Annotated in this window: 21 protein-coding genes; all 21 read right to left on the bottom strand. The window is 43.8% G+C overall.

Going from position 1 to position 25236, the window contains the following annotated elements; genetic code table 11:
• Positions 1-41 precede the first annotated feature (41 nt).
• A complete protein-coding gene (gene ahpC / locus MXE28_RS04140) occupies positions 42-605 on the bottom strand; it encodes an alkyl hydroperoxide reductase subunit C (RefSeq protein ID WP_021842257.1) in 564 nt (187 codons plus the stop codon).
• A gap of 397 nt (positions 606-1002) precedes the next feature.
• Positions 1003-2577, bottom strand: coding sequence for a glycine betaine ABC transporter substrate-binding protein (locus tag MXE28_RS04145; protein WP_226974501.1), 1575 nt, complete (start codon positions 2575-2577; stop codon positions 1003-1005).
• The gene (locus MXE28_RS04150) at positions 2578-3705 is read right to left on the bottom strand and encodes an ABC transporter ATP-binding protein (protein WP_247239835.1); all 1128 of its coding nucleotides are present in this window, start codon (positions 3703-3705) and stop codon (positions 2578-2580) included.
• Between the two features lie 239 nt (positions 3706-3944).
• Complete coding sequence (locus MXE28_RS11620) at positions 3945-4586, bottom strand: TrkA C-terminal domain-containing protein (RefSeq protein ID WP_021842254.1); 642 nt, start codon at positions 4584-4586, stop codon at positions 3945-3947.
• A gap of 2 nt (positions 4587-4588) precedes the next feature.
• The gene (locus MXE28_RS04160; RefSeq protein ID WP_127057858.1) at positions 4589-6202 is read right to left on the bottom strand and encodes a CTP synthase; all 1614 of its coding nucleotides are present in this window, start codon (positions 6200-6202) and stop codon (positions 4589-4591) included.
• A 64-nt stretch (positions 6203-6266) separates the two neighbouring features.
• A complete protein-coding gene (argS, locus tag MXE28_RS04165; RefSeq protein WP_226974499.1) occupies positions 6267-7931 on the bottom strand; it encodes an arginine--tRNA ligase in 1665 nt (554 codons plus the stop codon).
• Positions 7897-8355 carry a DUF1934 domain-containing protein gene (locus tag MXE28_RS04170; protein ID WP_226974498.1) on the bottom strand — a complete coding sequence of 153 codons (459 nt, stop codon included), beginning with the start codon at positions 8353-8355 and terminating at the stop codon, positions 7897-7899. The genes argS and MXE28_RS04170 overlap by 35 nt, the downstream gene beginning before the upstream one ends.
• A gap of 112 nt (positions 8356-8467) precedes the next feature.
• Positions 8468-8767: a GIY-YIG nuclease family protein gene (locus tag MXE28_RS04175; RefSeq protein WP_021842250.1), complete on the bottom strand. Its 300-nt coding sequence runs from the start codon at positions 8765-8767 to the stop codon at positions 8468-8470.
• Between the two features lie 95 nt (positions 8768-8862).
• Positions 8863-9525, bottom strand: a complete 663-nt coding sequence (locus MXE28_RS04180; RefSeq protein WP_021842249.1) for a peptidylprolyl isomerase — start codon at positions 9523-9525, stop codon at positions 8863-8865.
• A gap of 159 nt (positions 9526-9684) precedes the next feature.
• Positions 9685-10458 carry an HAD-IIB family hydrolase gene (locus MXE28_RS04185; protein ID WP_021842248.1) on the bottom strand — a complete coding sequence of 258 codons (774 nt, stop codon included), beginning with the start codon at positions 10456-10458 and terminating at the stop codon, positions 9685-9687.
• Positions 10459-10511: 53 nt separating this feature from the next.
• Positions 10512-10754 (bottom strand): DUF1653 domain-containing protein, encoded by a 243-nt coding sequence (locus MXE28_RS04190; protein ID WP_021842247.1) that lies wholly within the window; start codon positions 10752-10754, stop codon positions 10512-10514.
• A 106-nt stretch (positions 10755-10860) separates the two neighbouring features.
• On the bottom strand, positions 10861-12111 hold the full coding sequence (locus tag MXE28_RS04195; RefSeq protein WP_226974497.1) for an ATP-binding protein: 1251 nt from the start codon (positions 12109-12111) through the stop codon (positions 10861-10863).
• 222 nt (positions 12112-12333) lie between these two features.
• The gene (gene ilvC / locus MXE28_RS04200) at positions 12334-13344 is read right to left on the bottom strand and encodes a ketol-acid reductoisomerase (protein ID WP_021842245.1); all 1011 of its coding nucleotides are present in this window, start codon (positions 13342-13344) and stop codon (positions 12334-12336) included.
• Between the two features lie 48 nt (positions 13345-13392).
• Entirely contained in the window at positions 13393-13881 is a 489-nt protein-coding gene (gene ilvN / locus MXE28_RS04205) for an acetolactate synthase small subunit (protein WP_021842244.1), read from the bottom strand.
• Entirely contained in the window at positions 13871-15601 is a 1731-nt protein-coding gene (ilvB, locus tag MXE28_RS04210; protein WP_226981830.1) for a biosynthetic-type acetolactate synthase large subunit, read from the bottom strand. Before ilvB ends, ilvN begins: the two co-directional genes overlap by 11 nt.
• A 244-nt stretch (positions 15602-15845) precedes the next feature.
• Positions 15846-17069 (bottom strand): threonine ammonia-lyase, encoded by a 1224-nt coding sequence (gene ilvA, locus MXE28_RS04215; RefSeq protein WP_247239836.1) that lies wholly within the window; start codon positions 17067-17069, stop codon positions 15846-15848.
• Between the two features lie 250 nt (positions 17070-17319).
• Positions 17320-18978: a dihydroxy-acid dehydratase gene (gene ilvD, locus MXE28_RS04220; RefSeq protein ID WP_156704379.1), complete on the bottom strand. Its 1659-nt coding sequence runs from the start codon at positions 18976-18978 to the stop codon at positions 17320-17322.
• A 251-nt stretch (positions 18979-19229) separates the two neighbouring features.
• Positions 19230-19382, bottom strand: coding sequence for a hypothetical protein (locus MXE28_RS04225; protein ID WP_021842240.1), 153 nt, complete (start codon positions 19380-19382; stop codon positions 19230-19232).
• A gap of 254 nt (positions 19383-19636) precedes the next feature.
• The gene (locus tag MXE28_RS04230) at positions 19637-21052 is read right to left on the bottom strand and encodes an amino acid permease (protein WP_156704382.1); all 1416 of its coding nucleotides are present in this window, start codon (positions 21050-21052) and stop codon (positions 19637-19639) included.
• Between the two features lie 321 nt (positions 21053-21373).
• The gene (gene brnQ, locus MXE28_RS04235; protein ID WP_247239837.1) at positions 21374-22735 is read right to left on the bottom strand and encodes a branched-chain amino acid transport system II carrier protein; all 1362 of its coding nucleotides are present in this window, start codon (positions 22733-22735) and stop codon (positions 21374-21376) included.
• A gap of 286 nt (positions 22736-23021) precedes the next feature.
• Complete coding sequence (locus tag MXE28_RS04240; protein WP_226974492.1) at positions 23022-25031, bottom strand: molybdopterin-dependent oxidoreductase; 2010 nt, start codon at positions 25029-25031, stop codon at positions 23022-23024.
• Positions 25032-25236: the final 205 nt, after the last annotated feature.

Raw genomic sequence — 25236 nt, forward strand, 5'->3', positions numbered from 1 at the left:
TTTATTAACCGGTTAAAAAGGGTTAACCGAATAGTTGAATCTTATAATTTACCTACAAGGTCAAGACCCGGTTTTAAAGTATCTGCACCCGGTTTCCATTTAGCCGGACAAACCTGGTCACCATGTTTAGCTACGAATTGAGCTGCCTGCACTTTACGAACCAATTCATCGGCAGAACGACCGATACCCATGTTGTGGATTTCAGCAGTTTCTACTTTGCCTTCCGGATTTACTACGAAAGAACCGCGGTATGCACGACCTTCTTCTTCGGAGAAAGTTTCGAAGAAGTCAGCCAGTTCATGTTTCTGATCAGCTAACATAGTGTACTGAATTTTTGCGATGTTTGGAGACGCATCAGCCCATGCTTTATGTACGAATTCGGAGTCAACGGATACGGAGAATACTTCTACGCCCATTTCCTGCAATTCTGCATAATGGGACTGTAAATCTTCCAATTCGGTAGGGCAAACAAATGTGAAATCGGCCGGATAGAATACGAATACGCTCCATTTGCCAACTACATCTGCTTTAGTTACTGTTACTACGTCCGGATTGCGGAAACCCTGTAAGGAAAAATCAGGTAATTCTTTGCCGATAATTGCCATTTGTGAGTCACTCCTTGTGTTTAATAAACTTACTATACTTTAAAAACTATCATGAGCTGCATTATTACCAAACAGTAAAAAGCAACCTAACTTGCTATTAGAACAAATATACAGTGCTCTCTATTTTGAATATACAATGTCGCTAATTGATAGTTATTAATAACGGATAATCTATATCGATTACATAATTATCATACACCACGCAACGAAAAAAATCAATACGAAATCGAGTTTCAGTTATGCAATTTATGAAAAAAGGCGATACATTTTTGCAATCTAAAAATAAAGCGATATAGTAATACCACTATACCGCTTTACCTCTTACATTATTCAGTTTTATACACCTTATGTCCCCGCAATCATTAAATCGGTTTATAAAGCCTCATATATCAGTTATTTATTTTACTAAGCCCTTAGCTACCAAAAAGTCATGAGCTACTTCTTTAGGACTCTTATGCTCCACGTCTACTTGATAATTTAACTCACGCATTGTGTCCGTGTCTAAGGTTGCCATCATACGATTAATAACATCTTGTAATTCAGGATGTTCTTCTATGGTTTCTTGGCGAACCAACGGTACACCGTAATACGGCGGAAAGAATCCTTTATCATCAGCCAAAACAGTCAGATTATATTTCTTTAATAACCCATCTGTAGAAAAGGCATCCACTACCTGTACATCACCGCTTGACAACGCCACATAGCGCGTGGCCCCGTCAATGCCTTTAGCATCTTTAAAAGTAAAACCATACTCATTTTGAACGCCGCGTAAACCATCCTGACGATTCAAAAACTCAAGGGTAGTACCGGCCTTCAAAGAGGAGGCAACCTGACTTAAATCACTCATGGTATGCAAATTATACGCCTGTGCCACAGCAGGATCTACCGCCAAGGTATAGGTATTGCTGAAAGGAGCCGCCGCCAACAAGGCAACATCATACTTCTTCGCCAATTCCTCTTTCGTTGTATCGTATACTTCCTGCTCATCGCTTATGGGATCATGTTTTAAAATATCCACATAGGCCGTACCGGTATAATCAATATACGCATCTAAATCGCCTTTTTCCATGGCACTAAACAGCACCTGGGTGCCGCCGGCACCTAAGTGACTTTCTATCTTAATATTTGTATTTTTTTCAATCATTTCACCCAGCATATTACCCAACACTAACTGTTCGGTAAACTGCTTACTCCCGATACGAATCGTATTAGGATCTTTAACTAAATTGGCATATACATTCTGCCCAAACATAAATACCAGTAAGGCTACTACGACGCCGACACTCCATTTCTGGCGACGTCGTTTAGCCGTAAGGGTCGAGCGAGTTTTCAACAACTCAGGCTGCAAACTGACCGGTGTTACCAATGACTCCACTTGAGACAGCACCCAGTCAATGGCCAAGGCCAATATACAGGCAGGAATCGCGCCGGCCAAAATCATACCGTTATTAACGGAACTGATGCCGCTAAAAACTAAAAAGCCCAAACCACCGGCGCCGATAAAGGCGGCAATTGTCATAAGGCCTACGGCCGTAACGGCTGAAATTCGTACACCCGCCATTAACATAGGCAATGTTAACGGTAACTGTACCTTCCATAAAATTTGTTGACGTGTTAAGCCAATCCCGCGAGCCGCCTCAATGGTGCCCGGCGAAATCTGACTGATGCCGATATAGGTATTTTTGACAATCGGCAAGAGGGAATACAAAAACACCACAATGACCGACGGCAAGGTACCAATCCCTAAGAGTGGAATGGCAAAACCCAATAAGGCCATGCTGGGAACCGCTTGAATTAAGTTAGTAGCCCCCATGACCGGCTTATTTAAAGGCTTTACGTAGCTGATTAAAATCCCCAGCGGCAAGCCCACCAGAATAGCTAACCCCACCGCAATGGCAGTTAGCTGGATATGCTCTAACAAAAGACGCATAATCTGATCTATATTTTCAAACATATAACTAAATATACCCAATTATATTACCTCCGCATCATCTACATACTGACTTCCTAAGGTGGTAATTAAACTACTTTGTGTAATGACCCCCGCCAGGCGTTCAGAATCATCCAGTACAATCATATACGGACGGTGCAAGGTCTGAATTGTTTCTACCACATCTAATAAGGAATCCCCCACATGAGCCAATTTCTTCGGCTGGGCCATAATTTCACTGACAGGTCCTTGTAAACTTATTTGCTCACGAATCATACGGGCATTAACTAAGCCTCTAAAACGACGCGTGCCGCGGTCTACAATAATAAGGAAATCTTGAGGGATATCTTTAATTTTTTTCATACAACGGAATAAACTGTCCGTCGGATAGGCGATATTGGTGGCATCAATCATGATGTCTTCCGCTTTGATGAACTCCGGCGAGTTCCAAATACGATTTTTACCAATAAAGCTTTCTACATATTCCGTAGCGGGATTCCGTAAAATTTGTTCCGGCGTATCGTATTGTTCTACATGACCTTCACGCATTAAACAAATACGATCCGAGATTTTAATGGCTTCATCCATATCATGGGTTACGAAAACAATCGTTTTCTTTAATGTTTCTTGTAAACTGCGAAGCTCATCCTGCAAGGACACACGCGTAATAGGGTCAATCGCAGAGAAAGGTTCATCCATCAAAATAACATCCGAATCGACAATAAGCGCTCGTGCTACGCCGACACGTTGCTGCTGACCACCGGATAATTCGATGGGATAACGATTCAATAAATCACAGGATAAATCAACGAGGTCCATCATTTCATTAATCTTCTCAGCCCGACCTTCTTGCGGCATCTTATGAAGATCCATAACTAATTCTAAATTTTTACGAATTGTCATATGCGGGAATAAACCCGTTTGTTGGATAACATAACCAATCTTACGACGCAAGGTTACAGGTTCCATATCATGAATATTTTTACCATTTACATAAATATCGCCACCTGTAATAGGAATCAAGCGATTAATCATTTTAAGCAATGTGGATTTACCACAACCACTACCGCCGATGAGCGAAACAATTTCACCATCGGGAATAGTCAAACTAATATCATGTAATACTTCTTTTTTGCCATATCGTTTCTTTACGTTTTTAATTTCTATCATTCAATACCTCCCTAAAGTAACAACTCAATTCTAACATCAAGTTGTTACTTTAGTCAAATATCGACTTTTATAAATATAGTATAGTATATATTACTTTATGTCATAATGTCCTATATAATACAAAAAAGCGCCCGACTCATGTCAGGCGCTTATTGCGTTATATTGTAAATAAAATTATTAAATTATATAGTCAACCTTTAGTTAACCTTAAAACGTTACCGATTATCTGCCACAGACTGTTAAGCCTCATTTTCATCGGTATTATACAAAAAGCGTTCCAATCGCAACCAGCTGTCAGCGGGGCCGATAAAATAGATTTCTTCGCCCGCCGTAAAGGTAGCATACGGTCCCGGCGATATAATCATAGTCTTATCTTGATTTTCAATCGCCACAATGGTAACACCGGTATGTTGCCATAATTGAATGGATCCTATGGACTGTCCTAAATAACGACAGTCCTCCGTAATGGACATTTTCATAGGTTGCAAAGGATTTTTATATTGGTAATGCCCCACCGAATCAGTTAATTTTTGTATCGTTTCTTTTAATCCCTGCAGGGATTTTGTTTGATTCTCAATTTGCTGAGTCAGCTCGCGTCGCAAAGAGTCCACCGAATCAAAATCGCTAAATTGCATGCGGAATTGTTCGGCTTTCTCTTTAGATAAAACTGTACAGCCACTCCCTTTAGTCACTTCGACAATGCCTAAATCTGCCAGCAAAGCGATGGCACGGCGCGAAGTTTCGGGCGACACACCGTAGTGAACCGATAGAGCGGAGCGCGCAAAAATACGCTCTCCTTCCTTATACCCGCCGGATACAATTTTACCGGCCACATCGGCTGCAATTTGTTGATAACGAGCTGTACGTACAGTTTTACTCACTATTACATTCCTTTAATTTTCAAAATAGCATCAACAAAGCCTTTGAATAACGGATGTGCTTTAGTAGGACGGGATTTCAATTCCGGATGGAACTGAACACCTACGAACCAAGGATGATCTTTGAGTTCCACACATTCAACTAAACGGTTATCAGGGGATGTACCACTGATTACGAGGCCTTTTTCCGTTAATTCCTGACGGAATGCATTGTTGAATTCATAACGATGACGATGACGTTCGTAAATGAGGTCTTCGCCATAAGCTTCACGCACTTTGGTGCCTTCTACAGTCTTACATGGATAGATACCAAGACGCATAGTACCGCCTTTTTGATCTACATCTACCTGATCCGGCATCAAGTCGATTACAGGGTTCATGCAGTCTTCGTCGAATTCGGTAGAGTTAGCAGCTTCAAGGCCGGCTACGTTACGAGCAAATTCCATTACCGCAGACTGCATGCCGAGGCACAAGCCGAGGTAAGGGACTTTGTTTTCACGAGCATATTGGATAGTGCGAATCTTACCTTCTACCCCGCGATAACCGAAGCCGCCCGGTACTACAATACCGTCAACATCTTCATATAACTTAGCCACATTGCATGCGTTTTCTTCCAATTCTTCCGCATCAATCCATTTAATATTAACCTTTGTATCCGTTGCGATACCGGCATGAGTCAAGGCTTCAGCTACGCTGAGATACGCATCGTGAAGGGCTACATATTTACCAACCAAGGCCACGGTGATTTCTTTGTTAGGATGAAGAATTTTATCTACCATTTCTTTCCAAGCTACCATATCGGCCGGCTTATCAGGTAATTGTAATTTTTTAACAACGATGTCATCAAGGCCTTCTTCCTGCATCATCAAAGGCACTTCATAAATCGTGTTACAAGTGCGGTTTTCAATAACGGCTTCCGGATCGATGTCACAGAATAAAGCCAATTTATCTTTCATTTCGTCGGAAATGTGTTTTTCCGTACGGCAAACGATGATATCCGGTTGAATACCGATACTGCGCAATTCTTTTACGCTGTGCTGAGTCGGTTTAGTTTTTAACTCGCCCGCTGCACTGATGTATGGCACCAAGGTTACGTGAATGTAGAGCACGTCGTTACGACCTACTTCTTTTTTAACCTGACGAATGGCTTCGAGGAACGGTAAGCTTTCAATATCACCTACCGTACCACCGATTTCCGTAATAACTACGTCCGCGTTATCTTCTTTACCTACGCGATATACGTTTTGTTTGATTTCATTCGTAATATGAGGGATAACCTGAACGGTACCGCCTAAATAATCACCTTTACGTTCTTTGTTAATAACGGACCAATATACTTTACCGGCCGTTACATTCGAGCGTTTACCGAGGTTGATATCGATAAAACGTTCATAGTGACCAAGATCAAGGTCTGTTTCAGCGCCGTCATCGGTAACGAACACTTCACCGTGTTGATACGGACTCATTGTACCAGGGTCGATATTGATGTACGGGTCAAATTTCTGAATGGTTACATTCATACCGCGGTTCTTAAGCAAACGGCCTAAGGATGCTGCAGTAATACCCTTACCTAACGACGAAACAACCCCACCTGTTACGAAAATATACTTTGTTGCCATGATTCCTCCCAAAGCTATGAATGTATCTACACACTATCGCACGCTGCGACAGTTTTAAAAAATCTTACATTTTTTCCGGTGCGGAAATACCTAAAATACCGAGGCCGTTACGCAATACATCGGCAATCGCCGTGATAAGGCCTAAACGCGCCTGTTGTAAATCGCTGTCTACGCCCATAATACGACCTTGTTTGTAGAACGAATGGAACATGCCGGCCAATTCGTATAAGTAACGAGCAATACGATGTGGCGCACGATGTTCGGCAGCCTCACGAATTTCTTCAGGGTAAGCGCCTAGTTTTTTAATAATATCGAGTTCCAATTCGCTCGTTAAGGTATCAAATTTTACGCCGGCCCAATCGCCGTATTTGATGCCCGCTTCATTCACCTGATTAAAAATGCTGTGAATACGTGCATGCGCATACTGGATGTAGTATACCGGGTTATCATTGCTCTTTGAGGCTGCCAAGTTGATATCAAAATCCAATTGGCTGTCCAAGGAACGCATGAGGAAGAAATAGCGCGCCGCATCTACGCCTACTTCTTCAATCAATTCATCCAAGGTTACGGATTGGCCGGTACGTTTCGACATTTTTACAAGTTCGCCGTCACGATATAAGGCCACCATTTGTAATAACAAAATTTCCAAGCGGTCCGGATTATAGCCGAGGGCCTGCATGGACGCTTTAACGCGCGTCACATAACCGTGATGGTCGGCGCCCCAGATATTAATCATCTTTTTAAAACCGCGTTCAAATTTATTGCGATGGTACGCAATATCCGATGCCAAGTACGTAGGTTCACCGTTTTCGCGGATAACTACGCGGTCTTTGTCGTCGCCGTAGCGCGTGGACGCAAACCACAAAGCACCGTCTTTTTCATACACATCGCCGGTGTCTTTTAAGAATTGAATAGCTTTGGTTACTTCACCGCTTCTATGCAAGGATCGTTCGCTGAACCAGTGATCAAAGTCCACATTGAAATTGCGAAGGCTTACACGCAAGGCATTAAGCTTTTCAGTCAAACCGAATTCTTTAAAGAACGGCAAACGTTCTTCTTCACTCAATACGGCAAAGAAATCGCCACCCCAGTTGATGATACTCTGTGCCGTATCAATGATATCCTGGCCATGATAGCCGTTTTCAGGGAATTCACTCTTCATATCGAGAAGTTCCATATAGCGAGCATCAATGGATTTCGCCAAGTTATCAATCTGATTACCGGCGTCATTAATGTAGTATTCCGATTCTACCTTGTAACCGGCGGCACGCAATAAGTTAACAAGCGCACTGCCGTACGCGGCACCGCGACCGTGGCCTACATGAAGTGGGCCCGTCGGATTGGCACTTACATATTCAACCTGAATCGTATCTTCATCACGAGTAGCTTGAGCACCATAGCAAACGCCTTGTTCCAACACGGATTTCAACGTATCGTAAACAGCGTCTGTTTTCACAAAGAAATTGATAAAACCGGCACCGGCTTTTTCAGCTTTTTCAAGCCAATCATAGTCCATATTGGCAATGATGATATCCGCAATAGCTGCCGGATTCATGCGGGCTACACGGGCCGATTGCATGGCAATATTCGTAGAAAAATCGCCGAATTCTTTCTGTGGCGGTACTTCCAAAACTACTTCAGGGTACGTTCCTTCCGGTAATGCGCCGTCAGCTAATGCTTTTGCTACTGCCGCCTCAATTCCTTGCTTGAGCTTGTCCTTTAGTTCCATACTCTAAATCCTCCTGTAATACGATATCTAATTGATTATAATATTGCCATTCGCCACTGACCGAAATGTCGTAGCCTAAGTGTATTTTACCAATGCCGTCCTCTAAGTCAGACTCCAATTCATGAGTTTTAAACGCCATGTGAAGCTCACCGAAGGGAGTTTCATACACTGATTGCCGTGTCTCGCCGAGCACATACTCATGTCGCACAGACACTTTGCCATTGCGAATTAATACAATGGAACGAGGCTTTAACTTAATCGTTGTATGGGAGCCTTCCATTCCGGATAATTCGGTTTCATTATACATAATATATTTTGTATCATTTTTTTCGTGATATTCACCGGGAGAAACCATTTCAATGACTGTATCATGCCCGTCCGCATCCCGTTGAATACTCTTTACACCAACTAAAACGCGCTTCATCGAAGTCCTCCTTTCCACTTTTGACACATCAGTTTGTTATCAAAAATTTTATTAAACTATACATCAGTTAATTATACCATAGAAAGAGCTTTATTTTAAGAAAATTCTTCGCTTAAACGCCTTGAAGAATGTCCTCAATTACCGTAGGATTCGCCTTTTTAAAAGCCGCCACCAAGGCTCTTTTTTGGTCCCTCGGCATGCGTTTTACCTGGTATTCCATGGACTGCGCATCCTGTTTGCGCTCAAAGGCGGTAAACCACACGAGGCTCACCGGCCGGCGTGTTCTGGTATATTTGGCGCCGCCCGGAATTTCGCCGTTATGAGCCGCCACACGTTGCTTCAAATCAACCGTCCAGCCCGTATACAACGATCCGTCCGCGCATTCTACCATGTATGTGTAAAATTGACTCATAACTGCCTCCCCTCATACAGTTTGCACTACTTTAATATCTTTATTATTGTTCTATTTACAGCTAATAATTGCTCTATTTACAGCTAATAATTACTCTATTTGCTACTACCTTGAGTGTCCGTAATCGGCTCCAAAGTAATAGACTTGATCACAACCGGCGCCAACGGCTTGTCATTTTTATCGGTCTGTACTTTGCCGATTTTAGCGACTACATCCATGCCCTGCGTAACAACGCCGAAAATGGTATGCTTATTATCGAGCCACGGCGTAGGCCCCAAGGTGATAAAGAACTGTGCCCCACCTGTATTCGGCCCGCGGTTGGCCATGGCCAAAAGGCCCATTTTGTTAAAATGTAAATCATTTACAAATTCATCCGGAATAGTATACCCCGGACCACCTTTACCGTCATCGCCGCCTTGAATCATGAATCCGTCAATAACGCGATGGAATGTTAAATCGTTATAATAACCTTGTTTTACCAAGTAGTCGAAGTTTTTAACCGTAATCGGTGTTTTAGTGCCGTATAAACGAACTTTAAACGTGCCTTCCGTAGTGTTAAACACGGCATAATGATCTTTGACCGGCGTGTTATCAAGCGTCGGTGCTTGCAAGGTACCGGTCTGGCTGTTCTGTGCTGTATTTTGGTCGGCCGAGCTGCCTGCAGCCGTACCGCAAGCGGCGGTTACGAGCATGGTCATCCCCAACAAACCAACCGAGCACAAACGTCGCCAATTTGTATAAAAATACGTCAGCTTCATCTGTACCTCCAATATATGAAAAACCGCTCACAAACAATATGAGCGGTACTTTCGACATTTCATTATAGCACAGAGTATTAAATTAGGCTAGAGGAATTTTTAAATTCTTCGATTTTCATTTGTGAAGCGCGGCCCTATGGGCATCAACAGAGCAACAACTTAAATCCAACCGAAATTTTTACAAGCTTCGTAAATGCCGTCATTATTACAATCGGCCGTAATATAATCAGCCGCCGCTTTAAGCTCTTCACGGGCATTCCCCATGGCGATGTTAAGCCATTCCGGATTAAACATGGACAAATCATTATAGCCGTCGCCGAACACTACCACATCGGCCGGTTCCATGCCGTAATGGGCAATCATGCGACGCACGCCTTCCCCTTTAACCATAGGTTCAAACAAGATACAATCATTGCCATAGCGAATGATGTCATTCGACATATGAACGACGCCGGTGGCAGCTTCCTGTTCCGGTGTCATGTAGGCATAAATTTTGTAAAAATGTTCTACCTTACGATAGTCAAAATTCGGATCGTATTTGGTCGTGCATACATCCCAAACCGGATGCCAGTTAAGCACTTCTTCATACGGTGTAACTCGGACCAATTCATTCACATCGGTTACGGCCCAGTGAAGCCCCAACCTGTCCAGTTGTGCCAAGTAGTTAAGGCACGCTTCTCTATCCAAGCCTTCCATAAATAATATCTCATTATTAACGGTCACACTCTTACCGCCATCAGCCACAAAGTCATGCACATTCGCCATATCGGCAAAGCGTTTCGCATCGATTTGCAAGCGCCCCGTCGCCAAGGCTACGCGATGACCGTTCGCCTTTAACGTATCGAGCGTCATTTGAGCACTTTTTGGAATAATGCCATCCGGCCAAACAGCCAGCGTGTTATCAACGTCAAAAAAGAAGAATTTCTTTTTCATCAATGCCTCCCATCACATTAATATTTCATATAATTATACAGTTAAATGTGTTTTTATGCTTTGTCACGGCCCGACATCAGTTTAAACCGTTCTTTCTGTGTTACATCAGGATATTTTTCATGGTCTACCGGACTGGCAAACATAGACAACGGACGAATGTACGTCTTACGTTCACCATATAACTGCTGATACACAACGAAAGGTTCCCCCGTTTCCGAATGAACGGCGATGTCTTTTACGTAATAATACATGCCTTTGAAGTGGCGATATAAGCCACCTACTACGATTTCGTGCATACGACCTCCCATAAGTTGTGATTAAGAATAAAACTCATTGTTTCGCTTTTTTTATTGTAACATATGAGGGCGAAAATAAATACTTTTAAACTTATTTCACTACGGTTTATCTCTTATAACGAGTAGCTCGCCCCAATCCTATTTTAGTAATATATTGTTTTTCTATTAACGAATTAAGTAATCGAATTACTTTACCACGCTTATATCCTAAATGTTCAACTACTTCTGCTGTTGTTAGTTCTCTATTTTCGTTAAATGCAGATAATACAACCCTTTCATCATCAGTTAATCTTTCCCTATCAGTTACTACCGGCAACACAACCGTAATTGTGTTGTCCATAACGATAAATTGGGGTTGTATTGCTTTTCCTTTATAAGCTTCTTTAATACGACGAATACCGGTTCCCAATCTTTCAATTAAATGTAACCTATAAAATAAACTTCCCAAAATCGGGTTTCTTAAACTTGAAATATAGCCTTCTAAATATTCTTCCTTGCTCAAGCCATTAGGTAAGCCGCCCGGTGATGATATTTCAATCCGATCCTCAAACATAGCTACTCTAACATGTATATTTATATCCCAAGTACGATGTACCAATGCATTAGCCATGACCTCACGAAAAGCGGTTTCCGGAATTTTTTCTACTACTGTCCGCTCTACGCCTCTAACTTCTTCATAGCGGTAGTATAACTTATAAAACTCAATCGCTTCTTCATATTGCTTAAAAATCGATTGTTTATCTATTGTACGGCGACTTAAAATTTGATTAATATCTACGCCAAATTTAACTATATCCGTTCCATAAAACGGATTTTCATCAGCTACAATAGCCGCCGCATTATTGAGTTCATGTTTTTTGGTATAAAAGCCCAACGTTCTCAGTATATCCGTTGTAAACTCTTCAATATTTAATCGTTCTTTTACTAATTTTTCAAGCAAAGTAAACTTTAAGTCTTGATCCAAGGAAGGTAAATCTTCAAACTCCATGTTTTTTCCGGCTAATACTAATCGTTTCAATTCTACTTGATCAACTTTAACCGTAGATGTATCACTACGTCGATAGGCCGTACCATTGTATAAATATGGTTTATATTCACCTTCTTTAACTAATAATTCAATCGTTCTATTTTTTTCATTTACAATCAATTCAAAATCCGGCTTTGGTAAAATACTATCATTTATTTTGTTTTCAATAGCCAGACAATCTCCATTTAAATCAGAGAGACCCTTAACAGTCCCATCATCGGCAATACCAAAAATAATTTTCCCATCGCCAAAATTAGCATAGGCACTAACCGTTTTCAAAAAATTATTATTAGTATTTTCTTTATATTCTAATATTTTTGACTCCTTCATACATTCACCCCACTTTATATTCCCTATTATAATGGAACGAAAAATAGAACGCAAATTTTTTCATTCCATTTTTCGTTCTATTTTAGAACGTATTTTTACATTTCGTTCCATCTTGCGTTTCATTTTTGAAACAAAAAAGCAATTTGCGTTCCAAACGAAATGGAACGCAAATTGCTTTCATAGGATTTTATATGCTCTAAAGGAGTATTAAATTCTTAATTCTTATTTTTTAATCCAGCTCATCAAGCCGCGAAGTTCGGCGCCCACTTTTTCAGATTCATGATTAGCCGCTTTTTCACGACGAGCATACAATTTCTTGAAGCCGTCATTATAATCGGCCAAGAATTCATCGGCAAACGCACCGGATTGAATATCTTTCAAGATTTCTTCCATCTTTTTACGTGTTTCAGCGGTGATTAATTTGGTACCGGTTGCATAGTCACCGTATTCGGCGGTGTTGGAAATGGAATTACGCATAGTATGGAAACCACCTTCGTAGATGAGGTCTACGATAAGTTTCATTTCGTGAACGCATTCAAAATAAGCGTTAACCGGATGGTAACCAGCTTTCGTCAAGGTTTCAAAACCGGCTTGCATCAATTCGCAGATACCGCCGCAAAGAACGGCTTGTTCACCGAACAAATCGGTTTCTGTTTCTTCGCGGAAGGTTGTGCCCAAGATGCCCGCACGACCGGCGCCGATACCGGCCGCCCACGCCAAAGCCAATTCTTTAGTATCACCGGACGGATCTTTTTCTACCGCATAAAGGCTCGGTACACCGCTGCCTTCTTGGAAGGTACGACGAACGAGATGGCCCGGTCCTTTAGGGGCTACCATAAATACATTCACATCAGCCGGTGGTACGATTTTTTTGAAATGAACGTTAAAACCGTGAGCAAAGCCGAGATAGGCACCTTTTTTAAGATTCGGTTCTACGTCTTTTTTATAGGTTTCCGCCTGCAATTCATCAGGAATAAGCACCATAACTACGTCAGCGTCTTTTACCGCATCAGCCGTCACTTTAACCGGTAACCCGTCTTTTTCGGCTACTTGCCAAGATTTAGAGCCTTCACGAAGGCCTACGGTAACATCCATGCCGTTTTCTTTTAAATTAAGCGCATGGGCATGCCCTTGTGAACCGTAACCAAGTACGGTGATTTTTTTACCTTTTAATGCGTCCAAATTGCAATCTGCATCATAATAAACTGTTGCTCCATAGATTGTTCCTGCCATAATTGTTCCTCTCTCTCTGCCAGCTTCCCGGCTAACCTAATCTATCGCTTATAATCGTTCGCCCCGGCTCATTGCCGTCACGCCCGTTTTAGCCATTTCAAGCACCCCGTAGGGTTTCATAATATCAATAAAGCCGCGTAGTTTTTCTTCATCCCCCGTCAGTTCAATGATGAGCGATGTTGGTGCCACATCGAGCACATTGCCGCGATAAATATTGGCAATCTGCACGATTTGTGAGCGGGTCTGGTCGTCAGCCTTTACTTTAATCAGCATCAGCTCACGTCGTACCACATCGGTCTTGGGGAATACTTTCACTTTAACTACGTCGATAATTTTATAAATCTGTTTTTGGATTTGATCCAGTGTATCCGAATCGGCATCCACCGTAAGGGTCATACGGGCATAGCCCGGTTGAACCGTCACGCCGGAGGTCATTTTTTTCACGGAATAGCCGCGCCGGTTAAAAAGCGCCAGCACGCGAGCGCCGATGCCGGATGTGTTTTTAGTTATCACCAGAATTTGATGCTCATTCGACATCGTCAGCCACCCCTTCCTTACCGCGCATATCCGCTACCGTCATACCGGCCGGAATCATAGGATACACATTTTCTTCGCGCGCTACGACACATTCGATGAGCACGCCATCGTCCGCATCAAGCGCTGCTTTTAACTTTGATTTTAAATCTGTTTCCCCTTCGATTTTCACACTGCGTACGCCATACGCCGCCGCCAATGTTTGAAAATCCGGATTACAGGATAAGTCTACATAGGAATAACGCTTATCGTTAAAAAGCTCTTGCCACTGCCGTACCATGCCCAAGTAGGAATTATTAAGGAGTACGATTTTCACCGGCAATTTATACTGATTAATGATCATTAATTCATGAGCCGTCATCTGAAAACCACCATCGCCTGCCACAAGGACTACTTTGCTCTTTGGCATCCCCACTTGCGCCCCGATGGCGGCCGGTAAGCCAAACCCCATCGTACCGGCGCCGCCAGATGTAACGATGCTGTTCGGTTTCCGATAGGTAAAATACTGAGCTGCCCACATTTGATGTTGCCCTACATCGGTGACGATAACCGCATCACCTTGAAGCAATTCATTAAGTGTTTTTAACACTTGCTGCGGTGGCAAAGTACCGTCAGGTTGCTTGTTATAACGCAACGCATATTGTTTTTGCCAAGCCTTAATCTGTGTGAGCCAAGCCTCATGGGCGGCCACCTTAGCCTCGTCTTCGCCGATCTTCAGCTCCTTATTCAACGCCTGTAAAACCTGCTTTACATCACCTACAATCGGCACATCCACCTTACGGTTTTTCTCAATTTCCGCCGGATCGATGTCGATGTGAATAATGGTAGCGTTTTTACAAAACGCTTCCGGATTACCGGCGATACGGTCATCGAAGCGAATCCCTGCGGCCAATACTACATCAGCTTCATCAGTAGCGAAGTTTGCAGCTGCCGTTCCGTGCATGCCGAGCATCCCCAAGAATAACTCATGGTTCCCCGGAAATGATCCCAAACCAAGCAATGTATTTGTCACCGGAATTTGGGCTTTTGCAGCCAGTTCAAAAAGTTCCGCCGAAGCACGGCCTTTTAAGACACCGGCGCCGGCAATAATCAACGGGCGTTTCGCATTTTTCAAGACCTTGGCCGCTTTTTTTATCTGCTTAGGATGACCTTTATAATTCGGTTCATAGCCTTCGAGAGCGAAGGGCTCTTCATAAAGCTTATCGAATTCATCCCGCGTAATCTCTTTTAGCTGAACATCTTTCGGAATATCTACGAGCACCGGCCCCGGCCGCCCCGTCGTTGCTATATAATAGGCTTCGCGCAAGATGCGAGGCAAATCGTAAATTGATTTTACGAGGTAATTATTTTTCGTAATCGGCATCGTAATCCCCACAATGTCGGACTCTTGGAACGCATCTTTACCGAGTAAAGCACAACCGACCTGGCCTGTAATAGCCAGCACCGGCACGGAATCCATATGTGCCGTCATGAGCCCGGTCACTAAATTAGTCGCCCCCGGTCCCGATGTCGCGAGGCACACACCGCATTTACCGGTAGCTCTGGCGTAACCATCGGCCTCATGTGCCGCCCCTTGTTCGTGGCGGGCAAAATAATGGTTCAGCTTCGGGTATTTATAGATCTCATCGTAAATCGGGATAACGGCACCGCCGGGATACCCGAAAAAATCGGTCACTCCCATGCGATGAAGCGTTTCCAATACGATGCGCGCCCCGTTTATCATGGCGTCCCCCATTCGCTCACATCCTCTCTCTGTTTTCTCAAAACAGTACTTTTTCTTTTAGATTTCTAAAAAATTTCTCTCAATTTTTTCTCATCGTTTGCTTGTCTTTGCAAGCCATCACTTCGAACGTTTTCTCAGATTTTATTTAATACTGTATAATTCTTTTTTGATTTACTGCAACCTATTTTAATTGTTTCGTATAACTAATTTTTCATAACTGATTCTTTAAAAATAATTAAATCTGTTAACGTTCGTTTATTTCGCTCGTATTAATACGGCGAATTGTGTAGCCCTGTTTAGCAAACTCTTCGGTAATGCGGCGAATATGTTCTTCACCGTTAGTTTCTACCGTTACTTGTAATTCTACTTCGTGGAAACGATCCAAGTTTTTGAACTGATTATGTTCCAATTTAATAACATTGGCATTTTGACCGGCCAGGATTTCCGATACCGCTACCAGTTGGCCCGGTTTATCCGGTAAGTTTACGGAAAAGGTAAAAATACGGCCCCGCAATACCAAACCTTTATTAATCATGGAAGCGATAGTCAATACATCGATGTTCCCGCCGCTTAATATAGATACTACCTTTTTGCCTTTTTCTTTCAGTTTCTTTAACCCCGCAACGGATAAAAGTCCTGCATTTTCACCGACAATTTTATGTTTTTCCGCAAGCAACAAGAAGGCTTCCATCAATTCGTAATCGGATACGGTGACGATTTCATCGACATACTCTTTAATATACTTCAAGGTCACATCGCCGATTTGCTTAACCGCCGCCCCATCAGCAATCGTACTGACACTGTCAAGCACCACCGCTTTATCGGCTTTTAATGCAGCTACCGCACTGGCCGCACCTTCCGGTTCGACACCGACTACTTTAATGGACGGATTTTTTAATTTGGCCGCTGCCGCTACGCCTGCAACTAAGCCGCCGCCACCGATTGGCACAAGCAAGATATCTGCATCCGGCAATTCTTCAAGCACTTCCAAAGCAATTGTCCCCTGACCTTCGATGACGTCTTCATCATTGAAAGGATGTACAAACACATAGCCGTTTTCCTCTTGCAAGCGAACCGCTTCGGCATAGGCTTCATCATATACTTCCCCGGCCAGCACAACTTCGGCACCATATTGGCGAGTTGCTTCAATCTTGATGAGCGGGCTTGGCTTCGGCATTACGATAACTGCTTTAGTCCCCAATCGTTGAGCCCCGAGCGCCACGCCTTGTGCGTGATTGCCGGCGGAGGAAGCAATAACGCCACGCGCTTTTTCATCCTTCGTAAGCTTAGCAATCTTGTTGTACGCCCCTCTTAATTTGAAGGAGCCGGTCCGTTGTAAATTCTCCGGTTTAATATACACATCATTGCCCGATTCATCTGAAAATACCGTGCTGTGTATTAGCTTTGTTTTGACCGTTACCGTCTGCAAACGCTCTCTTACTTCTATAAAATCATACAGTGTTAACATCCTACCCATCCTTTTTGCTCAATTCTCTCTATATTAAGGTTTCTCACGCCTCATTTAATGTTCTCTCTCGATTTTTCTCGCTATGGCTAAGGTTTCTCAGGTCTTAGTCAAAACTCTCTCAATTTCTCTATATAAAAGGTTTCTCACACCTTATAAAATGTTCTCTCTCTTCTTTTCTCTGAATCGGCCAGGTCTCTCAGGTCTTGCCGATTAACGCGCCTTTTTAGTAGCTTCCCCGGTTATTAAACGCTTAATATTTTTCAATAGCTCCTTCGGCTGCCGACGATACGAATGTAGCATATTTTTTCAAGTAACCCGTAGCACCGGAATCATGAGGCTTTAGATTGGCTCTTCGTTTTGCCATTTCTTCTTCCGTCAAACGCACCGACAAGCTGCGGTTTGGAATATCGATGTCAATCACATCGCCCTCCTGCACCAGTGCCAACGGCCCCCCGGCCGCCGCTTCCGGTGAAATATGACCGATGGAAGCGCCTCGGGTAGCGCCCGAGAAGCGTCCGTCCGTAATAAGTGCCACATCCTTACCAAGGCCCATGCCGGTAATCGTGGATGTTGGGGTCAACATTTCCGGCATCCCCGGTCCACCTTTCGGTCCGGCGTAGCGAATAACCACCACATCGCCTTTCTTAATTTGATTCGATGTAATGGCTTCGCAAGCCGCTTCTTCCGAATCAAATACCCTGGCCGGACCACTGTGTACCAACATTTCCGGATCCACCGCACCGGCTTTAACGACCGAACCGTCCGGCGCCAAATTACCTTTCAGAACGGCGATACCACCGGTTTCATACACCGGATTGGACCACGGATGAACTACATCTTCATCCAGCACTTTAGCTACTTTAGCAAGTTCCCCTTGCGTAACCAAAGTTACGGATTTGGCATCTTCGTGTAACTTGCCCGCTTCCTGTAAACGATGAAGTACGGCAGGAATGCCGCCCGCTGCATACAAGTCTTCAATGAAGTACGAACCGGATGGTGATAATTTTGCCAGCTGCGGTGTAACTTCAGCGAGTCGGTTAAAATCATCCAAGCTTAGTTTTACACCCGCCTCATGGGCTACTGCCGGTAAATGTAAGGCCGTGTTCGTCGAACCGCCAAGCACCATGTCGACGGCTACGGCGTTTTCAAAAGCATCTTTGGTAAGTACATCCCGTGGTCTTAAATCCGCTTTCAAAACCTCCATCACTTGAAGTCCTGCCCGCTTAGCCAATCTTAGTCGTTCCGAGTATACCGCCGGTATCGTACCGTTCCCCGGAAGAGCCATGCCCAAAGCTTCGGTGAGGCAGTTCATGGTGTTCGCCGTGTACATCCCGGAGCAGGAGCCGCAAGTCGGACAAGCTGTATCTTCGAGCTGTGCTAATTCCGCCTCGCTCATGAGCCCCGCTTCTACCTTGCCTACCGCTTCGAATACATCGCTGAGGCCTACCCGTTTGCCTTGATGTCGCCCGGCGAGCATCGCTCCGCCGCTGACGAAAACACTTGGCAGATTCAATCTGGCTGCCGCCATCAACATGCCCGGTACGATCTTGTCGCAGTTCGGAATGAACACGAGCCCGTCAAACGGTGTAGCCATGGCCGTCGCTTCAATCGAGTCGGCTACAATCTGCCGTGTCACCAGCGAGTACTTCATGCCGATGTGATTCATGGCCGTGCCATCGCAAATCCCGATAGTGTTGAATTCCATGGGAATACCACCGGCTTCACGAATCCCGTCTTTCACAGCCTGCACCAAATTACGTAAGTGCATATGGCCCGGGATGATTTCATTGAACGAATTGGCGATACCGATGACCGGTTTGCCGATTTCTTCATTCACAAAACCCAACGCTTTTAGTAACGACCGATGTGGTGCTCTTGCCACCCCTTTTGAAAAATTATCACTTCGCATGTTTCTCGCTCCTTTTCCTAATCGAATAACTTGCAAGGCCTTCGCCTGTAGTTTAAGCTCTTGGTACTTAATAAAAATTAACGATGTCACTTCATAATTGCCATTCAATCTTTGGCATCTTCTTGAAATATCGTGTTAGTAATAAAAAAAGACGATTCCGAAGAATCGTCTTAAAAATATCCGGCTAAATGTTCTCTTGTCTCTCACAAATATACGAAATACAGTATACGGTTTATGGCCCAAGCTCTTTATTAGCTTGCCTTCCCTTGCATCAAGGGGAGCTCAGGGCCATGATTTGTGGAAACTTTTAAGACGATGTCTGTTAAGTTTTGTTCACGGCTAATGACGATAATAATGTCAATAATAATGAGCAAGCTAATAATGAGCACGACTAAACCTAACATAACATTGTCCTCCTTTCCACAGTATTTTATGTGCCTTGGCACGTAACTTAAATCGATATCTGAAAATCCCAACGACCAACTGTCCACTGACCTTGTATCGTTGTTCATTATATTAGCACTTCATTTTTAAAATTGCAAGTACTAATTTTCAATTTTTTTAAAATAATAGACAAAAATCCATATCTAATAAACAACACAAAAATGCGCCACGAGCATACATACTCATGGCGCACCATAACTAAGCTTTTATTAAATTATTGAGCCTCCTGAAGCGACTCCGTAGCCTCACGGTTACCGTTAAGCAAGACGCTATGCTTGCGGCCGTAGCCCATGTAAACCAAAAAGCCTAAAACACTCCAACCCACGAAGAGCTCTATAGTATGAGCCGATAATTGTGAGAATACAAAGAGGCAGAAAATTATAGCGAGCGGTGCTACCACATACACGGCAGGGCAACGGAAATCGCGTTTAACATCCGGATATACCCGACGTAACACCATAACCCCGAGAGCCGAACACATGAAGGCAAACAAGGTACCGGCCGAACACATCTCAGCTACGATATGAATCGGCGTGAAGCCCGCAATCAATGAAACCACCACACCTACAATCATCGTAATAATGTGGGGCGTGTGAAACTTTTTATGAATGCGGCATAAGCTGCGCGGAATCAAACCGTCACGACTCATGGCGTAAAAAGCACGGGTCTGCGCATAGATCATAACCAAGAGCACCGTGGACAAACCACAAAGCGCACCGGTCCCGACGATAGCCGAACCGGCTCGCATGCCTACATATTCAAGTACGTAGGACGCCGGTGCCGCCGTATCAAGCTGTTGATACGGTACCACACCGGTCATGACAATGCTGACCGCAATATATAAAACCGTGCAGATAAGCAGTGACGCGATGATGCCCACCGGCATATCCACTTTAGGATTCTTTGTTTCTTCCGCCGCCGTCGCAATGGAGTCAACCCCGAGATAGGCAAAGAATAAAATGCCCGTACCGGCTGCGACGCCTTGCCAACCATATGGTAAAAACGGCTCCCAATTAATTGGGTCCACATGAGGGGCCGCCAAGAAAAGGAACAAGAAAATCGTACCCACTTTGATTAAAACCAGTATGCGATTAACTCGCGCACTTTCACGAATCCCCAGAACCAAGAGCCCTGTAACGAACAGCACCACCAACATGGCCGGCAAATTCACAATGCCCCCTTCATAGGGAACCGCCGTTAAAGCCTTCGGCAAGTCGATGCCCGCTGCATGCAAGATGCCCACCAAGTACGCCGACCAGCCGCCGGCTACCGCACTGGCTCCGACCGAGTATTCAAGGACCAAGCCCCAGCCGACCCACCAGCCGAAGAATTCGCCCAAGGACGCATAGGTGTAGGTATAAGCACTGCCCGAAACCGGCAACATGGCCACCAGCTCCGCATAGGCCAAACATACAAAGGCACAAGTAACAGCTGCCAATACGAATGATAACATGAGGCCCGGCCCCGCATAATTAGCAGCTCCGATACCGGTAAGTACGAAAATACCCGTCCCGATAATAACGCCTAAACCTAATAGGGTAACATCCAAAGCGCTCAATGCTTTGGTTAATTTTTTCTCCGCCGCCGCTGCAGTCAAATCAGCCAACGGCTTCCTACGCAACGAAATCACAAAATTCCTCCTATACTACTTACGCTACTTGCCCGGATCCGGCCATTAACACTTTGATACTCCATATCAAACAAATTACATGACAAACTATCAAGTTTTTAACCGCACATTACCCAGGCTTTACCTAACTATTATACACTATTTACAAAGATAACCAAAACGATTCCACCGGAAGATAACCAAAACGATTCCACCGGAAGATTCCCTACGCGACTCTGACTAATTTTCTTGCAAACGTTACCGGCACACAAAAAAGGCAGCCCCCCCAAGGACTGCCTTTTGTTGTTATTTCTAAACAATGACTAATGCATTATTCAATGATTATGCAGTTTTTTCTTCACCATTTACGGCCGATTTAGATACTAAAGCTTTATTGATAAAGCCTACCACAAAACCTACCACAGTAAATGGAATCCAGCCCATACCTACGTTATGGAACGGTACATAATTAGCGAACCATTCGCCGAAGGCACCAAGGCTTACACCGGCTGTTTCAGCACCGCTGACAAAGGCCGCTACACAGGTCAAACCGATAGTCCAAACATATACACATTGACGACCTTGGAATGTGTTATTCAAGAATGCCAAAGCGATGATGGCAATAGTCAACGGATATAAGAACATCAATACCGGAATGGCAGCTACGATGATAGTTTTCAAACCATACATACCGATGAAGAACGATACAACGGTGAAAATTACGGCATAGGATTTATAACCGATAACCGGGAATACACGTTGGAAATATTTAGCACAAGATGTGATCAAACCGATACTGGTTGTCAAACATGCCAACAATACAATAACGGCCAAGATTAAAGCACCGATACTGCCAAAGAGGTATTTAGCACTTTCAGCCAATACAGGTGCACCTGTTTCCAAGATGCCAAGTTGCTGCACACTGGTAGCCCCCAAATTAGCTACGAAAATGTATACAAAACCAAGGCAAGCAACGGCGATGATGCCCGCTTTAAAAGTAGCACTAGTAACTTCTTCTTTCGTCTTAGCACCGGATAATTTTACAAAGTCAATTACAAGAATCGCAAATACCAAGGAAGCCAACGCATCCATTGTGTTATAACCGTCAAGGATACCTTGAACAACCGCAACACCTGCGGTAGCATAGGATTCAGTCGGATTCATATAAGAACCCATTGGTGTAACCAAAGATTTTACAATCAAAGCACAGATACTGATTAACAATAATGGCGTTAACACTTTACCGATACGGTCTACCAATTTGGCAGGGTTAATGGATAACCAAAGAGATATTACGAAGAATACCACCAAGAAAATCGTCTGTGACATATCACTGCCACCGCCAGCTAAGAACGGACGAACAGCAATTTCATAAGATACGGTACCGGTACGCGGAATAGCGAAGGCAGGTCCGATAGTTAAATATAATAATACCGTGAAAAGAAATCCGTATAACGGATGAACTCGGCCGGCCAATGCCTGTAAGTCTTTGGCCCCGGAATAACCCATAGCCATAACACCGAGGAGCGGTAAGCCTACGCCTGTCACAATGAAGCCCAGAACAGCCCACCACACATTAACCCCGGCCTGTTGTCCCAATGACGCCGGGAAAATTAAATTGCCCGCACCAAAAAACAATGCGAACAACATCAAGCCTATAGCTATATAAGCTCGATTACTCAATTTTACATTTTCTGTATTCATAAGTCCCCATCCTCTCTCAATTAAAATAGGTTTGCAATAGATTATACAACGTTTTTACATATTGTACAAATGTATTTTAAAACTTTTTACCGGTTTATTCATTACTTTTTCGCATAAATTTATAACAAACATCATATACTTATCAAAAAAGCCGAAACATAAATTCCCCGGAACGCCCATTTTAACTGAATAATATGTGTAATCATCATTTTATCATAAAGTTGACAATTCTCATTCAACTTCTAAAAACTCATCATTTTATTTTGTAAATGGAGACAGTTTAATCCTATAGGGGTGTAATATCCACTTTTACGTCATAAAAAGTGCTGCCTTCCGCATAATCGGTCAGTCTTGATGAGGTTAACGCATTAATGCTGTTTCGGGGATCCGAAGAGTAGCGTTGCCACCAAACACCATAAGAAACTACCGTTTTAGGGCTAATTCCTTCATCCAAATATACGGGCATCTGTAGGGTTCCTTGCTCATTATAAAGGCGTACCAAATCACCTTCAACAACGCCGAGTCTCTCCGCATCAATCGGATTAAGCCACGCGCCCATCATCGGTTTCGACGTATCAAAGACCCGTTCATTAAATGATGAATCAAGAATTCGCAAATCAGGTGCATTAATAAGGGCGAACTCACCTTTTGCCACCGTATCACTGTGAGACTCAACATAGCGCGGAAGCGGCTCAGCCAGTATCGGATTTAAGATTTCAATCTTATGGGACGCCGTTTTAAAAGTCATTTTGTAATTATTTGGAACCGGCATTTCCACCGGTTCGCCTTGTAGTAATTTCTCTTTCAATTCCGCCGGTACATTAACGGCCCCGTCAAGCGTATCGTGGATTAAATCTAAAGCTGTTTTATCAAAAAACGGATCCGTAATCCCCATTGCTTTAGCGATAAGACGAATCGTGTCCCAGTTCGACTTGCTTTCACCGATCGGTTCAATCGCTTTATAACCTATAGCACTGGTGTAATGACCATAGGAATTATAAATATCATCCGCTTCTACTGACGAAGTAGCAGGCAAAACAATATCCGCATATTTAGCCGTATCGGTCAAAAAGCGCTCATGCACGACGGTAAATAAATCTTCGCGAGCTAGCCCTTGGCGCACCAAATTCTGGTCTGGTGCCGTAATCGCCGGATTGGATGAATAGATATAAAGACAGCGGATTGGCTCTTCTTCCTGGTTCAAAATTTCGCCTAGTTTAACCATCGGTACCATCGGCACGACCTTGCCGGCATGAACATCCCAGGACATAACTTTATCATTAACGTAAAAACTGCCCTTCGCGTCGCTCAAAAGGCCACCGCCCAACGTTTCATAAGCTCCGACCACGGCCGGTAAACAGGTTATGGCACGAACGGTCATGGCTCCGTTGCCATAGCGGGACAGACCGCTGCCCAGGCGGATAAACGGTGCTTTTGCCTGGCCGTAAGCATGCGCCAACGCTTCAATTTGTGCTGCCGGCACGCCCGTAATGGCGGATACCTTTTCAGGTGTATATTCAGGTAATGATTCTTTAACAAGTTCATCATAACCAATAACATTATTGGCTATAAACTCACGATTTACCAAGTTATCCCGTTCTAAAATATGAAGAATCCCCAACGCCAAGGCACCGTCTGTTCCCGGTTTGGTAATGATTACTTCATCGGCTTGTGCACAAGTGGTGGTTTTGTAAATATCAATGACCCATACTTTGGCGCCCCGTGCCTTCGCTGCCTTCACATCATGCATGATGTGAATTTCTGTAGCCAACGCGTTCAGACTCCAAAGAATAACAAGGTCACTGTGACTCATTTCCTGTGGTCGCGTGCCGAATGTATCACCCATAACCATATTCCACCCGTATGTTTTGGCCGGCGAGCATATCCCCCGATTATGTCGCACTGCCCCCAGACGGGCAAACAGCGGAAAAGCGGCGGCTTTTTGAATCAGCCCCATAGTTCCTGCATAGGAATAAGGCATGATACTCCGGCCACCGTATTTTTGTAGACTGTCCTTAAAACGAGCAGCAATCGTTGCCACTGCTTCTTCCCAAGTAATCGGTTCAAACTCACCGCTGCCTTTCGGACCGACACGTTTTAACGGTGTCCGCAAGCGTTCCGGCGAGTGAATTGTATCTTCATAATGCACCATTTTAGGGCATAAAGTACCGCGCGTAAACGCATGATCCGGATTGCCCTTTACGCTTAACACGGTGTTATTCTCTACCGTTAATACCAAACCACATGCATCGGGGCAGTCATAAGGGCACACAGCATTGATTTCTCGTTTACTCATAAAGCTCTCTCCTTTTCAAGTTAACTCTTTTACCTCAAATTATAGTTCTCCACTATAATCTCATGCTAAGGTTTTATTTTAATGTATCTACTCAACATTGTAAACCTCTGATATTGTATCAGTTGTTGCATATATCACCGGCATGCATTCTTTTGATTCCTGATTCAACAAAAAACAGCCCGCACGTTACCGTGCGAGCTGCTCT

The sequence above is a fragment of the Veillonella sp. KGMB01456 genome, assembly GCF_023051165.1.
Lineage (GTDB): Bacteria > Bacillota > Negativicutes > Veillonellales > Veillonellaceae > Veillonella_A.

Coding starts and splice junctions, on each gene's coding strand:
- MXE28_RS04185 (WP_021842248.1), bottom strand. CDS start 10,458: ATGAAAAAGAAATTCTTCTTTTTTGACGTTGATAACACGCTGGCTGTT.
- ilvA (WP_247239836.1), bottom strand. CDS start 17,069: ATGTTAACACTGTATGATTTTATAGAAGTAAGAGAGCGTTTGCAGACG.
- MXE28_RS04225 (WP_021842240.1), bottom strand. CDS start 19,382: ATGTTAGGTTTAGTCGTGCTCATTATTAGCTTGCTCATTATTATTGAC.
- ilvN (WP_021842244.1), bottom strand. CDS start 13,881: ATGTCGAATGAGCATCAAATTCTGGTGATAACTAAAAACACATCCGGC.
- brnQ (WP_247239837.1), bottom strand. CDS start 22,735: ATGAATACAGAAAATGTAAAATTGAGTAATCGAGCTTATATAGCTATA.
- MXE28_RS04150 (WP_247239835.1), bottom strand. CDS start 3,705: ATGATAGAAATTAAAAACGTAAAGAAACGATATGGCAAAAAAGAAGTA.
- ilvB (WP_226981830.1), bottom strand. CDS start 15,601: ATGATAAACGGGGCGCGCATCGTATTGGAAACGCTTCATCGCATGGGA.
- MXE28_RS04190 (WP_021842247.1), bottom strand. CDS start 10,754: ATGCACGAAATCGTAGTAGGTGGCTTATATCGCCACTTCAAAGGCATG.
- MXE28_RS04170 (WP_226974498.1), bottom strand. CDS start 8,355: ATGAAGCGCGTTTTAGTTGGTGTAAAGAGTATTCAACGGGATGCGGAC.
- ilvD (WP_156704379.1), bottom strand. CDS start 18,978: ATGCGAAGTGATAATTTTTCAAAAGGGGTGGCAAGAGCACCACATCGG.
- MXE28_RS04195 (WP_226974497.1), bottom strand. CDS start 12,111: ATGAAGGAGTCAAAAATATTAGAATATAAAGAAAATACTAATAATAAT.
- MXE28_RS04180 (WP_021842249.1), bottom strand. CDS start 9,525: ATGAAGCTGACGTATTTTTATACAAATTGGCGACGTTTGTGCTCGGTT.
- ahpC (WP_021842257.1), bottom strand. CDS start 605: ATGGCAATTATCGGCAAAGAATTACCTGATTTTTCCTTACAGGGTTTC.
- MXE28_RS04240 (WP_226974492.1), bottom strand. CDS start 25,031: ATGAGTAAACGAGAAATCAATGCTGTGTGCCCTTATGACTGCCCCGAT.
- ilvC (WP_021842245.1), bottom strand. CDS start 13,344: ATGGCAGGAACAATCTATGGAGCAACAGTTTATTATGATGCAGATTGC.
- MXE28_RS04160 (WP_127057858.1), bottom strand. CDS start 6,202: ATGGCAACAAAGTATATTTTCGTAACAGGTGGGGTTGTTTCGTCGTTA.
- argS (WP_226974499.1), bottom strand. CDS start 7,931: ATGGAACTAAAGGACAAGCTCAAGCAAGGAATTGAGGCGGCAGTAGCA.
- MXE28_RS04175 (WP_021842250.1), bottom strand. CDS start 8,767: ATGAGTCAATTTTACACATACATGGTAGAATGCGCGGACGGATCGTTG.